Source organism: Holdemania sp. 1001302B_160321_E10 (assembly GCF_015552275.1).
Classification (GTDB): domain Bacteria; phylum Bacillota_I; class Bacilli_A; order Erysipelotrichales; family Erysipelotrichaceae; genus Holdemania.
The window spans coordinates 60,193-78,592 of the sequence record NZ_JADNEM010000007.1; the positions used below are offsets into that span (position 1 = coordinate 60,193).

The following is an 18,400-nucleotide window of genomic DNA, read 5'->3' on the forward strand; positions in this document are numbered from 1 at the left end:
TTGTTTTCATTTCTTACATTGTTCAATGAATATTTTCATAAAGAATACCGAAAACGCTTAAATTTCACATATTGTCGGACACATAGACTTCACATTTTTGAGAAAATCGTTTATTATTAAACTAACGGTTGCTTTAAAACAATCGATAGAGGAGGAAAGAATACATGAAAAAACTGCTTAAAGTTTTAGTCGTGTGTTTGGCCCTGGCAATGACGCTTGCTGGATGTGGATCCAACAATGGCGGCACTGCCAATGAAGGCGGACAGACAGACGGCGAAAACAGCGGAATTCCTACGGATCAGACATTGATCATGGTTACCACGCAGGATCCGCAGAGCTTCAACCCGGACTTCAAGTCCGATGACGGCGCCTGGCCGATCAACCAGAATATTTTCAACCGTCTGGTAAAACTGGGCAACAACACAAAAATCAACCTGGATTTAGCTGAATCTTATGAATTCAGCGAAGACGGCATGCAGCTGACATTCCATCTTCATGATGGTGTTAAGTGGCATGACGGCGAGCCGTTTACCTCGGCTGACGTCAAGTGGACTTACGATACTGCGATCGCTGAAAAGTGGTCAAAAGCCGACAACCTGTCGAATATCGAAAGCATTGAATGCCCGGATGACAACACGGTTGTTATGAATCTGAAAACGCCGGACGTTTCGATTATTGCGAAGCTGGCCTGGTATGGCACATTCATTATGCCGAAGCATTTGTATGAAGGCACCGATACGGCGACTAACCCATACAACCAGAATCCAGTCGGAACGGGTCCGTTTAAATTTGTTGAATACAAAGCAGGCCAGTATGTAACGTTGGAACGCAATGAAGATTACTGGGGCGATAAGGCGATTGCCAAAACGCTGAAGTTTGCGATCATTTCTGATGAAAACACACTGTGGGAAGCCTTTATGAACGGTGAAGTTGACGATCTTTGCCGCCAGATTCCTGCATCTCACGCGAATGATCTGGATGGCAATGATAACTATACATTCTATTCTGAAATGGGCATCAACCGGACTTATATCACATTTAATCTGCAGGATGAGCGTTTCCAGGATGAGCGTGTCCGCGAAGCCTTTGCTTTAGCGATCGACAACCAGGGATGCTGGGATAGAACCGCTGGCGGCAATGGCGAACCTTCCAAGTATATGATTTCGCATGCCTTTACTAAGTACTTAGATGAAGATTCCAAATTACCGGAACGGAATGTCGAACAGGCCATGAAGCTGTTGGAAGAAGCTGGTTATACGAAAGATGCTGACGGCTATTACCTGCATGTAACATTAGATGCGTTCGAAAGCGGCAACTGGAAAGATCTGGCTGCGATTATCCAGCAGAATGTCAAAGAAGCCGGCATCGATCTGAAGATCAACATGATGGAAATGGCTGCTTGGCAGGATAAGGTTCAGGTTAACCGTAACTTTGAAATCACAATGTTAGCGGGCTATCAGGGACCGGATATTTCCGGTGTATCCGGACGTGTTCAGACTGGAACATCCATGAACATGGCTGGCTATTCCAATCCGGAACTGGACGCTTTATTAGACAAGGGCGTTACGCTGTCGAATGAAGAAGAAAGAATCGAATGCTACAAGGAAATTCAGAAGATCATGCGTGCTGATCTGCCGATCATCCCAATCATCGACAACGGCTACAAATATGCAATCAAGAAGGAAATGAAGGGTATGCCAATGGAACTGGACGATAAGACAGCTTCTTCGGAATACACCTACACTTACCGCGCTGAATAATTCATATTAGATTCTTAAAGACATGCTCATAAGGAGCGTGTCTTTTTCTTATGGTCATTTTTTTACTTCTGTCCGTCCGTTGAAAAACACTTTTCATAAATGATGAAATTATTTACATAAAAGTATTGAATAATTTTTCATCGTCCTGTATCATACACTTATGTGAATGGGAGGGATTCTATTGGAAAGTGATAATGCACCATAGTTTTTCATTTAGACAGGGAGGGAGTTTAGAAATGAAAAAATGTTTTAAGATTTTGGCAGCTTTACTCAGCGCCGCACTCTTGCTGACGGGATGTCAGGGCGGCGGCGAAAAACCGGCGCAGACGACAGATTCGAAAACCGAAAATACAGAAACCATCGGCACATTTATCACGGCGGTACAGGGAGATCCATCGAGCTTTAATCCGGATATGAAATCGGATGATTATCTGTGGCCGATGGCTCAGAACTTGTTTAACCGCTTGTATAAGCTGGCGCCGGGCGATGTTCCAATTCCAGATTTAGCGACTTCCTACGAGTGGAGCGACGACAATATGACGCTGACTTTCCATTTGCGTGACGGCGTAAAATGGCATGACGGCGAACCATTAACATCCAAAGACGTAAAATGGACCTACGATACAATCATTGAAAATAAATGGTCGAAGTCTGATACTTTTGTCAATGTCGATACGATTGAAGCGCCGGATGACCTGACAGTCGTCTTCAATATGAAAAATCCGGACGCCGGGCTTGTTCCTCTGTTAGCCTGGTATGCAACATTCATTCTGCCGGAGCACATCTGGAATGATCCTGCTTATCCGGATTTCGCAAAGAATCCGGCAATGCAGAAGCCAATCGGTTCCGGTCCGTTTAAGTTTGTTGAGTATAAGAGCGGACAGAGCGTTACTTTGGAACGCAATGAAGATTTCTTTGGCGGAGCTCCGGAAATCGAACGTCTGATCTATCAAATCATGCCGGATTTGAATACGACGTTAGAAGCGTTTAAAAATGGTGAAATCGACTACATTACGAGCTTGCCGACGGCGAATCTGCACGATTTCGACAATGACCCGAATTATGAAGTCTTCTCCTTCTTAAGCATTAACAGAACGTATCTGACCTTCAATATGGAGAAGGAACCGTTTAACAATCCAAAGCTGCGTCAGGCTGTCGCGTATGCGGTTGACCGTCAGGCGATCGTTGACCGGATGGGCAACGGCGTCAGCGCTTTGCCGGAATATTTCATTTCTCCGCTGTTTAAAGATTATCTGAATGATGATTACAAACTGCCGGAACGGGATATTGCGAAAGCGCAGGCATTGATGGAAGAATGCGGATTAAAGAAGAATTCCGACGGCTATTATATGACAGTCACTTTAGACGCTTTCGAAAGCGGCAACTTCAAGGATGTCGCGGCGATTGTTCAGTCCAGCTTAAAGGAAGCTGGTATTAAGGTTGATCTGAATTTAATGGAATATGCGGCTTGGACGGATCAGGTCAAAGAAGGCCGTAAGTTTAATATGACGATGCTTGCGGGCTATCAGGGACCGGATATCTCAGGTATTTATATGCGCGTTGGGATCAATGGATCGAACAACTTTACCGGTTATGCCAGCGACATCATGGAAGCTGCGCTGGAAAAAGGTGCTCAGAACTCGGATCCGGCGATTCGTAAGGAAGCCTATGACGAAGTTCAGCGCTTGATGAGCGAGGATATGCCAATGGTGCTTCTGCTCGACAACGGCCAGGTCATCCCGGTTAAATCCAAATTTGACGGTACGCCATATCAGGTTCCGGATAAGGCGGCGACGAGCGAATTTACGTATGTAACATTAAAAAAATAGGAAATGTTCAAAACGGAGCGTTTTTTACAGAAATGCTCCGTTTTCACTGTTTTTTCTCGCCGCTATTCCTGATATAATGAAATTAAGAAAGAAGAGGAAAATTTATGAAAAAATTTCTCAAACTGCTTGCGGTAGGCTTGGTTGCGGCGATGGCGCTGACGGCTTGCGGCGGGCAGAATAGCGACAATGCCGGCGAGCCGACCTCAGAATTATCCAACGATACGCTTGTTGCCATTGTAGCGAATGATCCGTCAAGTTTTCATCCAGACTTTAAGTCTGATGATAATGCCTGGGGACCAAACCAGAACATTTTTAACCGTTTGGTTAAATTGAATGCCTATGATCAGGTGATTCCGGATCTGGCGGAAACCTGGGAATGGAACGACGACAGCACTCAGGTTACATTCCATTTGCATGAAGGCGTGAAATGGCATGATGGCGAAGCATTTACTTCGGCGGACGTAAAATGGACTTACGATACGTTGATCGCGGAAAAATGGAATAAAAGCGACAGCTTTGCTTCCGTTGAATCGATCGAATGTCCAGATGACAACACCGTTGTGATGAATCTAAAATATCCGGATGTTTCTCTGATCGCAAAATTATCCTGGTATGGCACATTCATAATGCCAAAGCATCTGTACGAAGGTACCGATACAGCGACCAATGAATATAACATGAAACCAGTTGGCACAGGTCCATTCAAATTTGTTGAATTCCAGAAAGGCGTTCAGATTGTATTGGAACGAAATGAAGATTATTGGGGCGATAAGGCTAGAGTTGCAAAGGTGATTTATTCAATCATTCCAGATGCGACAACAGCTTTGCAGGCGTTTATCTCTGGTGAGGTTGATTACTACACATCAATTCCGACGCAGAATGCCAATGATTTTGATAATGATCCGAACTATGAGGTTTATCCAGTGGTCGGAATGAATCGATCCTATGTTACGGTAAATATGACAAATGATAAATTCAAGGACCCACGAGTTCGTCAGGCAATCGCTTACGGAATTGACCGGCAGATGATCTGGGATCGCTGTGCTGGCGGAACAGGCGCAGTGGCTTCGACATTCATCGCTCCGAATACCGGTTTTGCGGATGAAAAATACCAAATGCCGGAACGTGACGTAGCGAAGGCTCAACAGCTTTTAGAAGAAGCAGGATTGAAGAAAGACGCAAATGGAATTTATTTTTCTACGGAAATGAAATTCTTTGACAGTAGTTATTTTAAAGATGCGGCGACAATTATTCAGTCGAATCTGAAAGAAGTCGGAATTGACGTCAAGTTAACAATGCTGGAATATGCGGCCTGGGGTGATACTGTAAAAATGAATCATGATTTTGAGATGACAATGGCTGCAGGTTATCAGGGACCCGATGTTTCTGGAGTTTCCGGACGTGTCGCTACAGGAGCTTCCATGAATTTCATGGGTTATTCCAATCCTGAGTTGGACGCATTACTTGAAAAAGGTGTTCAGGTATCTGATGAAACAGAAAGAAAAGCCGTATACAGTGAAGTTCAGCGCATTATGAGTGAAGAGATGCCGCTTATTCTGTTTATGGATAATGGCGCCAAAGTCCCGGTTAAAAAGATACTGAAGGGCACGCCTTATCAGGAACCGACAAAAGCCGCTTCCAGTGAATTAACTTACGTTGAATTTGTAAAAGAATAGAACAAAGAACTGCAGTAAGCTCAATGAAAATCATGAAGAGCACTGCAGTTTTTCTATGTTTGCTTATGTAAAATTTACATTGTGAATAATGAAACTTTCTCACAATGATGAAACATGACGTGAAATGGATTGACGATGTTTTCCAACAAGCGTAAACTTAAAATTATCATTCATTCTTCACAAGTAAGGAGGGAAAATTATGAAGAAACTGACAAAGCTCTTAGCCGCCATGATGGTGGCCTGCCTCATGATGGCCGGATGCGCCGGCGGGGGCGGCACGGATCAGAAAGACCAGGCTGTACCACAGGATGTTCTGATCGTCAATGTTACAGGCGATCCGCAAAGCTTTAATCCGGATATGAAATCGGATGATTACGCATGGCCGATCAATCAGAATATTTACAGCCGGCTGGTAAAACTCAACAGCGACGATCAGGTAATTCCAGATCTGGCTGAAAGTTGGGAATTCAGCGACGATGGAATGAAATTGACATTCCATTTGAAGAAAGATGTGAAGTGGCATGACGGCGAAGCGCTCACTTCGGAGGACGTGAAATGGACGTTCGATACGATGATCGCCAATAAATGGTCGAAATCTGACAGTCTGGCTTCGGTTGAATCAATCGAATGTCCGGATGATCTGACTGTTGTCTTAAATATGAAAGTAAAAGATGTTTCTATCGTTTCCAAACTGGGCTGGTATGCAACGTTTATCATGCCGGAACATATCTGGAATGATCCGCAATATAAGGATTTTACATCCAATCCGGCAAACTGGCAGCCAGTAGGAAGCGGACCATACAAGTTTGATAATTATAAGAGCGGAGTCGCGACGACGTTAGTCAAGAATAGCGACTATTTCGACGGTGAGCCGATTGTTGAAAAATTAATCTTTACAATCGTTCCGGATTCGACGACCGCATTCCAGTCGTTTGTCAACGGTGAAATTGATTACTTTAACATTATTGTTCCGACGGCGAATAAGCATGATCTGGATAATAATCCGGATTATCGTTTCTTCGACTACATTTCAATCAATCGGACTTATCTGACGTTTAATATGAAAGAAGGCCGCTTTACAGATCCGCGTCTGCGGCAGGCGGTGGCGAAAGGGGTCGACCGTCAGGGGATTTTCGACCGGGTTTCCAATGGCGCTGGCGCTTTGGCAGAATACTTTATTTCGCCTCTGTGGGAAGGCAAATACCTTGATAAGCAGTATAGAATGCCGGAACGCGATATCGAAGGTGCAAAGAAGTTAATTGAAGAAGCCGGTTACACGATGGATGAAGACGGGTATTATTTCTCAATGACACTGGACAGCTTCGATGACGGAAACTTTAAAGATATTGCCCAGATTGTCAAAGAAAATCTGAAAGAAATCGGGATTAACGTTAATCTGAATATCATGGAAATGGCTGCCTGGCAGGATAAAGTAATGGGAGAAAACCCGGACTTTGAAATGACAATGCTGGCAGGCTATCAGGGTCCGGACGTATCCGGCGTGGCCGGACGCGTGGCCTCCAACGGTGGGACCAATGTCGGTATGTATAACAATCCTGAAATGGATGCGGCGTTGCAGGCGGCCGTCGAAATAGACGACGTGCAGGAACGGGCCAAGTATTACAGTGAAGTTCAGCGTATGATGTACGAAGATATGCCGATGGTTTTCTTATTTGAAAACGGCGATCATCAGCCGGTCAAGATTTCTTTGGACGGTACGCCTCGAGATGTGCCGGATAAAGCGGCTTCCAATGAGTTTACATACACGATGTTTAAGTAAACAACGCAGATTTCTTTATGAATTATGCGCAAAAGCGCAGGTTTGACATAAACCTGCGCTTTGCTTTGCTCAATAAGAATTGAAAAATGTTTCAAAAGAAAATGATAGAAATATACATTTACTGAAATAAATGTAAAATATCATCTTGACGTTCGCTTTTCCTCCGTGTAAACTCAAACTATATTCTTCTAAAATGAAGGAAGACGCAAGGAGGGAAAGGGTATGAAAAAATTACCGAAACTGCTGACAGCCTTATTGATTGCGTGTTTAATGCTGGCGGGCTGCGGCACCGATGAAAAGAAAACCGACAAGGATGGGACAACAGGGGAAACACCGGCACAGGATGTTTTAATCTATGCCGTTAACGGGGATCCGCAAAGTTTTAATCCCGATATGAAGTCTGATGACTATGCTTATCAAATCAATCAGAACGTTTACAGCCGGTTGGTCAAGCTGAATGCAAACGACCAGATTTTACCGGATCTGGCAAAGAGCTGGGAGTTTTCCGAAGATGGTCTGACGCTAACCTTCCATTTACAGGAAGGTGTGAAATGGCATGATGGCGAACCGTTTACTTCGGAAGATGTCAAATGGACGTTTGATACGATGAAACAGAATTCCTGGACAAAATCGGATTCGCTGGCGGCAGTGACTTCGATTGAATGCCCGGATGACAATACCGTCGTTTTGAATCTCAGCCAGCGCGACGTCGGCATCGTTCCTAAATTAGGCTGGTATGCGACGTTCATCATGCCGGAACATATCTGGAACGATCCGGCTTATTCTGACTTTGTATCCAACCCGGCGACATGGAATCCAGTCGGAACGGGTCCTTACAAGTTTGAAAAGTATGATGCAGGGATCGGGACAACGTTGGTTAAAAATGAAGATTACTTTGGAACGGAAGCGACAATCGAAAGATTGATCTTCCAGGTCATTCCGGATCAGACGACGGCTTATCAGTCTTTCCTGAACGGCGAAGTTGACTATCTGGGCGTAAGCGTTCCGACGGCGAATAAGCATGAACTGGACAACGATCCGAATTATAAGCATTTCCACTATCTGTCGATCAACAGAACGTATATTACCTTCAACATGGAAACCAGCATCTTCAAGGACGTTCGTCTGCGCCAGGCTGTCGCGATGGGCGTTGACCGTCAGGGCATTTACGATCGGGTTGCCAACGGAACCGGGGCGTTAGCTGAATACTTCATCTCGCCGTTATGGGAAGGCAAGTATCTGGATAAGCAGTACACGATGCCGGCTCGCGATGTAGAAGCGGCGAAGAAGCTGATTGAAGAAGCCGGTTATACATTACGCGACGACGGGTTCTATTTCGATATGACGATGGATATCTTTGAAAGCGGAAACTTTAAGGATATCGCGCAGATCGTGAAAGAAAACCTGAAGGAAATCGGCATCAACGTCACGTTGAATATCATGGAAATGGCGGCATGGCAGGATAAAGTCATTACCAATTCCAACTTTGATATGACGATGCTGGCAGGCTATCAGGGACCGGATGTCTCCGGTGTTGCCGGACGCGTCGCTTCCAATGGCGGAACCAACGTCGGATTGTATAACAATCCGGAAATGGATGCCGTGCTGCAGGCTGGCGTCGAAACTGACGACGATACAAAACGGGCCAAGGCTTACAGCGAGGTTCAGCGGCTGATGAGCGAAGATATGCCGATGGTCTTCCTGTTTGAAAACGGCGACTGTCTGCCGGTTGCGGTCAATCTTGACGGTACGCCGAGAGACGTTCCGGAATTGACGAGCGCCGCGGAATTCACGTACGCGAATTACAAATAAGTCTAAATTCAGAAAGCCGTCGGTTGACGGCTTTCTTTTGAAAGGAGCGGGAATCAGCGAATGGAAATGGAAACCGACAGAATCAGGTTACAACCTTGGGATAGGAAGGATCTGGAGGATCTTTACGCTTTCGCAAAGAATCCAGCCGTGGGGCCGCAGGCCGGTTGGCGGCCGCATCAAAGTAAAGAAGAAAGCAGTCAGATCTTAAGCCGGATGATAACCACTCCCGACGCGTTTGCGGTTGTGCTGAAATCTACGATGCGAGTCGTCGGGATGATCAGCGCGGGCGTCGATACTTCGCGGCGCAACCTGGCGGCGAAGACGATCGGCTGCGCACTGGATGAAGCATATTGGAATCAGGGCATCATGACGGAAGCGGTCGGTCTGATGATCCGGCATCTATTTGACGATCCGGGAACGGAATTGATCGCGATGGATCATTTCGTAGACAACTGGGGTTCGCGGCGAGTGATCGAAAAGAACGGCTTTCATTATGAGGGAACAATCCGGCAGAAAGTACGGTTGTATACCGGCGAGGTTAAGGATTGCCGATGTTATTCCATAACGCGGGCTGAATTTGAGGCCCTGCAAAATCAAGCTCCAATAACGGGAAATGCGTGAAAATAAAAATGAATCCGGTTTATTCGGATTCATTTTCAGTCTGGATTGACAGTCTAATTTTTTTGGCTGCGCTTTCTTTACGATATTTGTGAAACTGAGTCAGGAAAATAACGGGGAAGACGACAGCCGAAGCGGCGACCACAGACATTAAGCCGATCATCATCGACTGATAAACCGTTTCCATCGGGGATTGCTTCATGATATTCACACTCCTTATACTTCCTATTATAGCCTGATCGACGGTCAAATAGAAGACGACAAAACAGGTGAAATGGATAAAGGGAGAGCTTTGCGTTCTCCCTTTCCTTTGTTTATTTACAATGTTTGTCGAACCATTCGACCATCGCGGTTAAGCGCTGGATGCGGTGCGACGGCTTACCAAAGATCGGCAGGCCGTGGTGTTCGCCATGGAACAACAGGAACCGGGTTTCCACGCCATGCAGCTTCAGGGCGTAGAACATCTGAATCGGTTCGGCGATCCAGCAGCGGTAATCCTGATCGGAATGAATGAACATCGTCGGTGTTTTGACGCGGTCGGCATATTTCAGCGGCGACTGTTCCCATACCAGCGCGACGTCGGACCATGGGGTTGCGGCCTGATTGTCCATGTTGTAGGTGAAGCCGATATCGGTGCATAAGAACTTCGTGACGTAGTTGGAAATGGAAGCTTCCGGGATCGCCGCCTTAAACCGGTCGGTCTGCGTGATGATCCAGTTGCTCATATATCCGCCATAGCTGCTGCCGGTCACGCCTAAACGTTCGCCGTCCAGCTGCGGATACTGCGCCAGCACCGCGTCGGTAAAGGCCATCAGATCGCTGTAATCCTCTTTCCCGAAACGCCCGCGGATATCGGCGAAGGCATTGCCGCGGGAATCAGAACCGCGCGGGTTGCAATAGAAGACAAAATAGCCGTTGGCGGCGAAGACCTGCATTTCATGATTGATAACCGGACCAAAGGTTCCTTTCGGACCGCCATGAATCTCCAGAATGCCCGGATATTTCTTGTTGATATCGAAATCGGCCGGTTTGATCACGAAGCCTTCGTGCCGGATACCGTCGTTGTAGAACTCGATTTTTTCGATTGGGGAAACCGCGGTGGCCGCATGATACTCGCTGTTGAAATGCGTCAGCTGCGTTTCCGCTTCATTCTGCAGGAAGTAGATCTCCTGCAGCTTCTGATCGCGCAGACCGATGAAGACGATCCCCTCGTCCGTGACCTCGAAGTCCTCGATTCCGCCATGATAACCGGATAAGCGCTGCAGCTGGCCGTGTTCATCGAAGCATTTCAGACAGCCGTCGTTTTCATCGGTGCAGCTGAAATAGATCTTGTCGTTATACGCTTTGACCGCCGTGCCGAACTGCTGAATGCAGTCGGAGCCGAGCGAGGCGCCGTAGGAATTGTCATAATGCACTAACCGCGTACGCTGCTGATCTTCCTCGACGACAAACAGCGTGGCATGCTGATGCAGACCATATTCCTTGAAATCCGAGATCGCGGCGATGATCTTGTGATTGATATAGAAAGCCCAGCTGACGTTGACCTCATGATCCGGAATCAGCGTCAGATCTTTTTTTGTCGTGCAGTCGAACTGATGCAGCGAGCTTGGAATTTCCCGGACGGAGTTCATCGGATTGCTGATATAAAGCAGCTTGTTGTCCTGAATGTGCGCGATCGAGGCGTTGGCGGACGGTTCGGAGATCGCTGTTGCCGCCCGGGTATCCAGATCCAGCAGATAGAGGCGCGTGCGCTTCATGTTGGTGAGACCCTGACCGTTGGCCCAGAACGGAATTTCATCGAACCATTCGTAATCCTTGTGCGATTCACGTTCTTTTTTCCATTTCTTTTTCTCGTCGTCGGTTTGGCATTCAAAATCATTCATGCCGTCCGCGCGGTAGGCAACCGACAGGATCAGCTGGTTGTCGTTGACTTTCTGGAAGCTGCCGACCGGCATCGCCAGACGGAACCATTCCACAGCTTCCCCACCGTGAATGTTCAGCTTATAGAAGACCGTCATGCTTTCGCCATCTGCGGTTTTCTCCTTCAGTTTCGGATCGCGGCAGCCGGTGAATACGATTGTTTCGTCATCCCACCAGATCGCTTTCTTTTCTTCGCCGCCGGAGGTTAACTGGCGTGTTTTTTGAGTGGCCAGATCGAGCAGCCACAAATTGCCAGGATAGTTGTCGGCATCTTGATCGCCGGTGATGACGGTGAATACCGCGTGCTGCTGATCGGGGCTGACCTGCAGGCTGCCCAGATAGCGATAATCCATAAAATCTTGAATCTGTACTTTTTTCATGCTTTCTCTCCCATCTATCGTCTATTCTATCACAAGCCGCCGGGGAATGAAGGATAAATGACAGGAAGAGGGATGAAATTTTGAATCGGGGAAAAGGGAGGACAGAAAAAAGAACAGGTTGTCAGAACAGGCTGTTTTCTGGATTTCATCTCGTGGTATAATATGTCCAATCACATTCAGCGAGGGGGAATCACGATGGATTTTTACTCCAATAATTACGATCTGCTGACAGGCAGCGAGCGGACGCTGCTGCACTATATTCTGGACCATCCCGAGACAATTTCAAAAATGACGTGTCAGAAGCTGGCGGATCAATGCGGTGTGTCCAAAACCGTTGTGATCAACATGTCGCAGAAGCTGGGCTTTGAAGGGTATAACGATTTGCGTTTTTTCCTGAAAAACCGGGCGAAAGAGACGCTGCCGGCTGCGAGCGTGGAATCCGTGGAAGCCGAGATCACCGGCAACGTGACGAAAACGATGCAGCTTAACAAACCGGAAACCATGCGGCAGGCGGCGCAGTCCATCGTGAATTCGCAATGTGTCTATGTGATTTCCCGCGGGACGTCCAAAGCAGTCGGCAGCTATCTGGAGCATCTGCTGCTGACGCTCAACGTCAAGTGCATCAACATTCCGGATTACAACCTGCTGAATATCATTGCCCGGCAGATGACGCATGAAGAAGTATTGATCGCCATCTCACTGTCCGGGAAGACGCCGATTATCGTGGAAACAGCGAAGGTTGTCAAGGCGTATGGCAACGCTTTGATCACGCTGACCGCTTTTGTCAACGGTCCGCTGGTCCAGTACAGCGATCTGGCTTTGTATTGTTCCTCGAGCACGACCGATACCAAAATCGACGATATCGTAACGCGGATCGGCATGTTCGCGGTCGTGGATTTGTTAGTCCATTATGTTCAGGTCGAGCAGCTGCGTCAGCATAAAACAGGACTTTAAATTATTCGAAGGTAAATTGAAAAAGAACTTTAACCGCGGGACTGTCCGTGGTTATTTTTTTGTGCTCTTCGATCAGGTAAGCTTTTTGCCTGGATTTGTGACCGTGGTCATTTTCAGTGACCAGAGTAAAAAAGACTGTCGGAAATAACCGGTTGTTTTATTGAAATCGCTTTCAATCTCCGGTAATTTAGTAGGCAGGGAGGAACTGCTATGAAAAAGTATAGTGAGCAGATTCAACGTTTCGGTCGATCACTGCTGCTGCCGATCGGGGTTATGGCGCCGGTGGGCTTACTGCTGGGCTTGTCCGCGGCATTCACCCAGTCGTACATGATCGATCTGCTGCCCTTTCTGGGCAATCCAACCGTCAAGCTGATCTTTACCAGCATCCGTCAGATTTCCGATCTGATCTTCGGCAACATTCCGATTATGTTTGCGATGGGCGTCGCCTATGGGATGGCGAAACGTGATAAGGGAATCGCGGTCTTCTCGTCCGTGATGGCGTATCTGATTCTTTTGATCACGATGAAAATCTGGCTGTCAGCTTCAGGACAGCTGATTACCGAAGGCAATATCGCCGTCGGGGGTCAGGCGATGGTCTTAGGTATGCAGACGTTAAACGTCAACGTTTTAGGCGGCATCATCGCCGGTCTGGTCGCCGCCTGGGCTTCCGACAAGTTCTATAATCTGGAACTGCCGATTGCATTTGCCTTCTTCTCCGGCAAGAAATCCGTCCCGTTAATCTCGATGGGCGTGACGGTGGTGATCGGTTTGATTCTGCCGTTCTTCTGGCAATATTTCATTGCCTTCTGCAGCAGCTTGTCCGGCCTGCTTCTGCATAAGATTCTCGGACCGGTGCTGTCAGGCTTTGTCAACCGGATGATGATTCCGTTTGGTCTGCATCACGTCTGGAACGCGATGCTGCGCTTCACGGAAGCCGGCGGCACGTATGTGATCAATGGCCAAACTTACATTGGTTATCTTGATGCGATGAATGAAATTTTGTTTAATCTTGGACCGGAAAGCGAATACTGGGCGCTGATGCCGGAGCTGACCCGCTTTGGCGCGCAGAATCAGATGGTCAGAACGATGTTCGTCTTCCCGGCAATCGGTTTGGCGATGTACAAGACCGCTTATCCGGAGAACAAAGCGCTGGCGAAATCCTTAATTCTGACCTCGGTTCTGACGGCGGCGCTGGGCAATGTGACCGAACCGCTGGAATTTACGTTCCTGTTCATCGCGCCGGCACTGTATGTCATCTACGCGCTGATCGGAACCCTCGGCTCGTTAGCTCTTTACTTTATGGGAACGGCGGTCGGTTATATCCGCGGCACCGTGTTCGACTTCGTGATCTTCGGCGTCATGATGAAAAATTCCCACTGGATCAATATCGTGATCGTCGGCGTGATCAGCTTCTTCATCTATTATTTCCTGTTCAAATGGTGGATCGTCAAGTTTGACGTCAAGACGCCGGGACGGGAAGACGAACCTTCCGCGGATAACGTACTGATCCGGGAAAAGCGTTACGATGAAATCGCGAAGATTGTGATCGAAGCGCTGGGCGGGCCGTCCAACATCGGCACGGTCGACAACTGTATTACCCGCTTGCGGATTGATATCAACGACAACAAGAAGATTGACAAGGATCTTTTGAAAAAGTCCGGGTGTGCTGGAATCTTCTTCCCGACGACCAAGCATATTCACATTGTTTTCGGACCGCTGGTGGAATTTGTCCGCAATGCGGTCGACGATGAACTGGGGCGGCACGCATGAAGAGAACACCGCACACGATTACGATTTCCGGAGCCGGCAGCTGCCGGACGCCGGCCTTGATCGGGACTCTGATGCAGATGAAAGACCGTTTCCCGGTAAAGAAAGTCATCTTTTTTGATAAGGACCTGAATCGCTTCAGTAAAATTGAAGATTACTGCCGCCTGCTGCTGCACACCTTTTCCCCGGAAACCGAGGTCGTGGTGACCGGCGATATGGATGAAGCCTACTGCGCCTGCGACTTTGTTTTCTGTCAGATGCGGGTGGGTCAGAACACGATGCGTTCGTATGATGAAAAGATCCCGCTGAAATATGGACTGGTCGGACAGGAAACCTGCGGCCCGGGTGGTTTCGCCTATGGCATGCGTTCGATCGGCGGGATGAAGGAAATGGTCGACTGCGTCCGCAAATATTCCAAAGAAACGTGGATCCTCAATTACACCAATCCGGCGGCCATCGTCGGTCTGGCGCTGGACCGGTTATATCCTGACGATCATCGCCTGATCAATATGTGCGATCAGCCGTATTCGATGATGGTCAGCTTTGCCAAGATCCTCAACGTCGACGTTAAAACGCTGCGGGCCCGGTATTTCGGATTAAACCATTTCGGCTGGTTCACCGCGCTCTATGATACGGAAGGCCATGACTATTTTGATACGCTGCGCGATTACCTGATGAATCATGATTTTAAGCCTTACAATGCGGAACAGCGCACAAAGTCCTGGCTGGATACCTATCTGCGCGTTAACAAGATGATGAACTGTGTTTCAGAATATATCCCGACGACATATCTGCAATATTATTTCTATGCGGACGAGATCGTGAAAGAAAGTGATCCGCAGTTCACCCGTGCTGATGAAACGATCCTGACCCGGGAAAAAGAAGTCTGGGACGTCTGTGCGCTGGTCCGGGGAAAAAACGAGCTGGGCGGGATTCCGGTATTGACCTCACCGGTGTTCGGTTCAATGATGGTCGAGGTGGCAGAATCGATCGCCTATGACTTAAATCAGGAATTCATCGTGATGACGCGCAATACAGGACTGATTGACAACTTCCCGGCGGAAGCCGTCGTGGAAGTCGCCGGAACCCTGGGAAAAGACGGCGTGCGGGGAATTCCGTACGGCCCTGTGAAAACGTTCTATAAAGGTTTGATGGAGAATCAATACGCTTATGAAGAACTGACTTGCGAAGCCTGGATGGAAAAAGATTATACCAAGGCGCTGCAGGCGCTGACGCTGAACCGGACCGTCAATGATTTTGATAAAGCGAAGGCGGTGCTGGATGATCTCATGGAGGTTAACCAAGATTACTGGACATTGGAAAAGAGGGATTAAACGATGTATTTAAAATCAACAAGAATTTACTTTCCTCATCAGATCTGCCGCGGCGGTTATCTGGAAGTAGCGGGTGAGGTCATCCGGGGGTTCTCTACGGAAGTGCCAGCCGGCGCCGAGGTGATTGATTATGGCGATCATCTGCTTATCCCGGGTTTTATCGATCAGCATATTCATGGCTGGGGTACCGGCAGCTTCAACAACGATAAATCTGTCCATTCGATACAGGAAATGAAGAAAAACCTGCCGTATGAGGGCGTGACGAGTTTTTTGGCGACCTCCGGGGCGGAACCGGTCGAGGATCTGGTTGAGGGCATCAAAAATGCCAGCTGGGTTGTCGATCATCAGAAAGAGGACGGCGCAACGCTGCTGGGCGTTCATCTGGAAGGTCCGTTTATCAATAAGGAATACAAGGGCATGCAGCGGGAAGATTGCTGCATCGACCCGGACATGACGATCATGCGGCGGTTCATGGACGCTCAGTCCCACCCGCAGATCATCCGTCTGATGACGCTGGCGCCGGAGCTTCCGGGGGCGAAAGAATTGATTCAGTTCTGCCATGCGCATCAAATTCAGATCAATATCGGCCACAGCGCGGCGACCTTCGACTGCATCCGGGATCTGAAGGAGTATGGCTTAGGCGGCGTAACCCACATGTTCAGCGGCATGCGCGGGCTGCATCACCGGGAGCCGGGGGTGGCTGGCGCAGCGCTGTATTTCGACGATTTGAACTGCGAATTCGCGAAACAGACCGGCATGACCGTACGGCCGGAAGTGTTCGCCCTGACCTGGCGTTTAAAAAGCAAGGATAAAATCATCATGACGACGGACTGCGGCGGGATTGCGCTGACAAAAAAAGAAAAGTATCATTATATCCGGAAGCAGACGTTTATTCCCAACGGCGACGAGCTGATTCTGCGCAATGACGACGGCAGCGAGGAACACGTTGATATTCATGATTACAAGGCGGTGCGGAATCTGGAGCTGAGCTATATCAAATCAATCCGCAATCTGATCGCCAACGTCCATCCGTCCATTCATGAGATCATGAAGATCACGGCGGAAAATCCGGCGCGGTATATCGGTGTGGATGACCGCAAGGGAAGTCTGGAAGCAGGAAAGGACGCTGATATTCTTGTCGTCAACGATGCTTTTGAAATTCAGGCAACCTACTGCATGGGAAAATTGTATAAAAGTGAGGAGTGATGGTCATGTTTAAAAATCTGTTCAAGCCCAAACCGACAGATTTCGCCGCCCCGTTCAAGGGCCGGCTGATGACGCTGGAAGAAGTTCCCGATCCGGTGTTCTCAAGCAAGTCGATGGGGGCTGGATTTGCGTTGGAAATGTTGGAGGGCAAGGTGTTGTCGCCAGTGGCGGGCAAGATCGTCGCGGTCTTTCCGACTGGCCACGCAATCGGCATCAAGGCGGATGATCGCAACGAATATCTGATCCATCTGGGATTAGATACCGTGAATTTCAAAGGTGAAGGTTTTACGGCGCATGTCGTTTTGGATCAGCGGGTGAATCCGGGCGATCCGTTAGTCGACGTCGATTTGGAATTCTTTAAAAATCATAAGGTTTCCATGATTTGTCCGATTCTGGTCGTCAATGCCAACAGCCGTAAAATCCGCCTGCTGAAAGAGGGCGTCGTCCAGTCGCAGGAAAAAGACTTCCTTGCGATCACGGCATGAATCACAGCGAGATGAACGTAATTTTGGAATCTGCCCGCGCTGCGATCGCCCGGCATCGGCTGCCCTTAATGAAATACTGTCTGGCCGTGGCTTGCCTGTACTCGCTGATCTCGCTGGCTGCGCAGCAGTTTAACAATAATCTGATCCCGCTGGCCGCAACGCTGGCGATCAATCTGATTTTTCTGTTCGGATTGGATTTACTGATGCTGAAAGCACTGCATGACGAACCGTATTCTCTCCATGATTTCAGCCAGTTCACAGGTTATCTCAAGTCCCTGCTTCCGTTATTTGGAATCTACGGCCTGATTCTGGCCGGCGGCGTCTTTGCCCTCCAGGCAATGATCCATCTGGGGGCAGTCCTTCTTGTATTGCCCGCGCTGCTGGGGGTGGGCGTGATCTTTCTTAACTGCATCAATCATCTGACGCTGTTTTCAATGATTGAAACGCATCAAAGCGCATGGAGAGCCTTGAAAGGCGGGACAAAGCTGTTTTTTCAATCCGGAAAACTGATCATGCACATTGTTTTGAAAACGATTGTGCTGATCTTGTTGGGAAGTCTGGCGGTGTATGTGCTCAATGTGTTTGTTTACGCTCCGCAGATCGACGCTGTGCTGAAAAGCACGCCGGAAATCACGGAAGCCCTGATCGATCCTTATTTCTCAACGAATCTCAGTTATATGATTCAAAGCGTTGGCATGCAGCTGGTTGTCAGTTATATCGCAATCGTGTCAGGCATGACCTGTGGCGTCTATTATTTAAAGCAAAGGAAAGCAATAACGAGATAAAGGAATTTATTCGAAGAGTCTCATGTTCAGCTAATGGGGAAGATCAAGATTTCTGAAAAAGAGATTGAGATCTTCTTTTTTTATTTTCCGCAGG

At 48.1% G+C, this 18,400-nt stretch carries 14 protein-coding genes; 12 read left to right on the forward strand and 2 right to left on the reverse strand.

What is annotated here, in order from left to right:
- Positions 1 to 164: 164 nt before the first annotated feature.
- The 6 genes from I2D94_RS05830 (at position 165) to I2D94_RS05855 (ending at position 9,478) form a co-directional block, all read left to right on the forward strand.
- Positions 165 to 1,760: an ABC transporter substrate-binding protein gene (locus I2D94_RS05830; protein WP_195395958.1), complete on the forward strand. Its 1,596-nt coding sequence runs from the start codon at positions 165 to 167 to the stop codon at positions 1,758 to 1,760.
- A gap of 236 nt (positions 1,761 to 1,996) precedes the next feature.
- Complete coding sequence (locus I2D94_RS05835; RefSeq protein WP_195395959.1) at positions 1,997 to 3,589, forward strand: ABC transporter substrate-binding protein; 1,593 nt, start codon at positions 1,997 to 1,999, stop codon at positions 3,587 to 3,589.
- A 104-nt stretch (positions 3,590 to 3,693) separates the two neighbouring features.
- Positions 3,694 to 5,265: an ABC transporter substrate-binding protein gene (locus I2D94_RS05840; protein WP_195395960.1), complete on the forward strand. Its 1,572-nt coding sequence runs from the start codon at positions 3,694 to 3,696 to the stop codon at positions 5,263 to 5,265.
- A 199-nt stretch (positions 5,266 to 5,464) separates the two neighbouring features.
- A complete protein-coding gene (locus tag I2D94_RS05845; RefSeq protein WP_072685861.1) occupies positions 5,465 to 7,045 on the forward strand; it encodes an ABC transporter substrate-binding protein in 1,581 nt (526 codons plus the stop codon).
- A gap of 222 nt (positions 7,046 to 7,267) precedes the next feature.
- Positions 7,268 to 8,857: an ABC transporter substrate-binding protein gene (locus I2D94_RS05850; RefSeq protein WP_195395961.1), complete on the forward strand. Its 1,590-nt coding sequence runs from the start codon at positions 7,268 to 7,270 to the stop codon at positions 8,855 to 8,857.
- 60 nt (positions 8,858 to 8,917) lie between these two features.
- On the forward strand, positions 8,918 to 9,478 hold the full coding sequence (locus tag I2D94_RS05855; RefSeq protein ID WP_195395962.1) for a GNAT family N-acetyltransferase: 561 nt from the start codon (positions 8,918 to 8,920) through the stop codon (positions 9,476 to 9,478).
- A 19-nt stretch (positions 9,479 to 9,497) separates the two neighbouring features.
- Here I2D94_RS05855 and I2D94_RS05860 read toward each other — a convergent pair whose 3' ends face one another.
- Both I2D94_RS05860 and I2D94_RS05865 read right to left on the reverse strand, forming a co-directional pair.
- Positions 9,498 to 9,677, reverse strand: a complete 180-nt coding sequence (locus I2D94_RS05860; protein WP_072685869.1) for a hypothetical protein — start codon at positions 9,675 to 9,677, stop codon at positions 9,498 to 9,500.
- Positions 9,678 to 9,789: 112 nt separating this feature from the next.
- On the reverse strand, positions 9,790 to 11,775 hold the full coding sequence (locus I2D94_RS05865; protein ID WP_072685871.1) for a S9 family peptidase: 1,986 nt from the start codon (positions 11,773 to 11,775) through the stop codon (positions 9,790 to 9,792).
- Between the two features lie 195 nt (positions 11,776 to 11,970).
- On the opposite strand from I2D94_RS05865, the gene I2D94_RS05870 reads away from it, so the two are divergent.
- From I2D94_RS05870 to I2D94_RS05895, 6 genes are all read left to right on the forward strand, one after another.
- Entirely contained in the window at positions 11,971 to 12,729 is a 759-nt protein-coding gene (locus I2D94_RS05870; protein WP_072685873.1) for a MurR/RpiR family transcriptional regulator, read from the forward strand.
- 210 nt (positions 12,730 to 12,939) lie between these two features.
- Positions 12,940 to 14,499 carry a PTS transporter subunit EIIC gene (locus I2D94_RS05875; protein WP_195395963.1) on the forward strand — a complete coding sequence of 520 codons (1,560 nt, stop codon included), beginning with the start codon at positions 12,940 to 12,942 and terminating at the stop codon, positions 14,497 to 14,499.
- A complete protein-coding gene (locus tag I2D94_RS05880) occupies positions 14,496 to 15,830 on the forward strand; it encodes a 6-phospho-alpha-glucosidase (RefSeq protein ID WP_195395964.1) in 1,335 nt (444 codons plus the stop codon). Before I2D94_RS05875 ends, I2D94_RS05880 begins: the two co-directional genes overlap by 4 nt.
- 3 nt (positions 15,831 to 15,833) lie before the next feature.
- On the forward strand, positions 15,834 to 17,036 hold the full coding sequence (gene nagA / locus I2D94_RS05885; RefSeq protein ID WP_195395965.1) for an N-acetylglucosamine-6-phosphate deacetylase: 1,203 nt from the start codon (positions 15,834 to 15,836) through the stop codon (positions 17,034 to 17,036).
- Between the two features lie 5 nt (positions 17,037 to 17,041).
- Complete coding sequence (locus tag I2D94_RS05890) at positions 17,042 to 17,521, forward strand: PTS glucose transporter subunit IIA (protein WP_229056774.1); 480 nt, start codon at positions 17,042 to 17,044, stop codon at positions 17,519 to 17,521.
- 11 nt (positions 17,522 to 17,532) lie between these two features.
- Positions 17,533 to 18,306 carry a hypothetical protein gene (locus I2D94_RS05895; RefSeq protein WP_195395967.1) on the forward strand — a complete coding sequence of 258 codons (774 nt, stop codon included), beginning with the start codon at positions 17,533 to 17,535 and terminating at the stop codon, positions 18,304 to 18,306.
- Positions 18,307 to 18,400: the final 94 nt, after the last annotated feature.

Coding starts and splice junctions, on each gene's coding strand:
- I2D94_RS05835 (WP_195395959.1), top strand. CDS start 1,997: ATGAAAAAATGTTTTAAGATTTTGGCAGCTTTACTCAGCGCCGCACTC.
- I2D94_RS05830 (WP_195395958.1), top strand. CDS start 165: ATGAAAAAACTGCTTAAAGTTTTAGTCGTGTGTTTGGCCCTGGCAATG.
- I2D94_RS05860 (WP_072685869.1), bottom strand. CDS start 9,677: ATGAAGCAATCCCCGATGGAAACGGTTTATCAGTCGATGATGATCGGC.
- I2D94_RS05855 (WP_195395962.1), top strand. CDS start 8,918: ATGGAAATGGAAACCGACAGAATCAGGTTACAACCTTGGGATAGGAAG.
- I2D94_RS05840 (WP_195395960.1), top strand. CDS start 3,694: ATGAAAAAATTTCTCAAACTGCTTGCGGTAGGCTTGGTTGCGGCGATG.
- I2D94_RS05845 (WP_072685861.1), top strand. CDS start 5,465: ATGAAGAAACTGACAAAGCTCTTAGCCGCCATGATGGTGGCCTGCCTC.
- nagA (WP_195395965.1), top strand. CDS start 15,834: ATGTATTTAAAATCAACAAGAATTTACTTTCCTCATCAGATCTGCCGC.
- I2D94_RS05895 (WP_195395967.1), top strand. CDS start 17,533: ATGAACGTAATTTTGGAATCTGCCCGCGCTGCGATCGCCCGGCATCGG.
- I2D94_RS05850 (WP_195395961.1), top strand. CDS start 7,268: ATGAAAAAATTACCGAAACTGCTGACAGCCTTATTGATTGCGTGTTTA.
- I2D94_RS05890 (WP_229056774.1), top strand. CDS start 17,042: ATGTTTAAAAATCTGTTCAAGCCCAAACCGACAGATTTCGCCGCCCCG.
- I2D94_RS05875 (WP_195395963.1), top strand. CDS start 12,940: ATGAAAAAGTATAGTGAGCAGATTCAACGTTTCGGTCGATCACTGCTG.
- I2D94_RS05870 (WP_072685873.1), top strand. CDS start 11,971: ATGGATTTTTACTCCAATAATTACGATCTGCTGACAGGCAGCGAGCGG.
- I2D94_RS05880 (WP_195395964.1), top strand. CDS start 14,496: ATGAAGAGAACACCGCACACGATTACGATTTCCGGAGCCGGCAGCTGC.
- I2D94_RS05865 (WP_072685871.1), bottom strand. CDS start 11,775: ATGAAAAAAGTACAGATTCAAGATTTTATGGATTATCGCTATCTGGGC.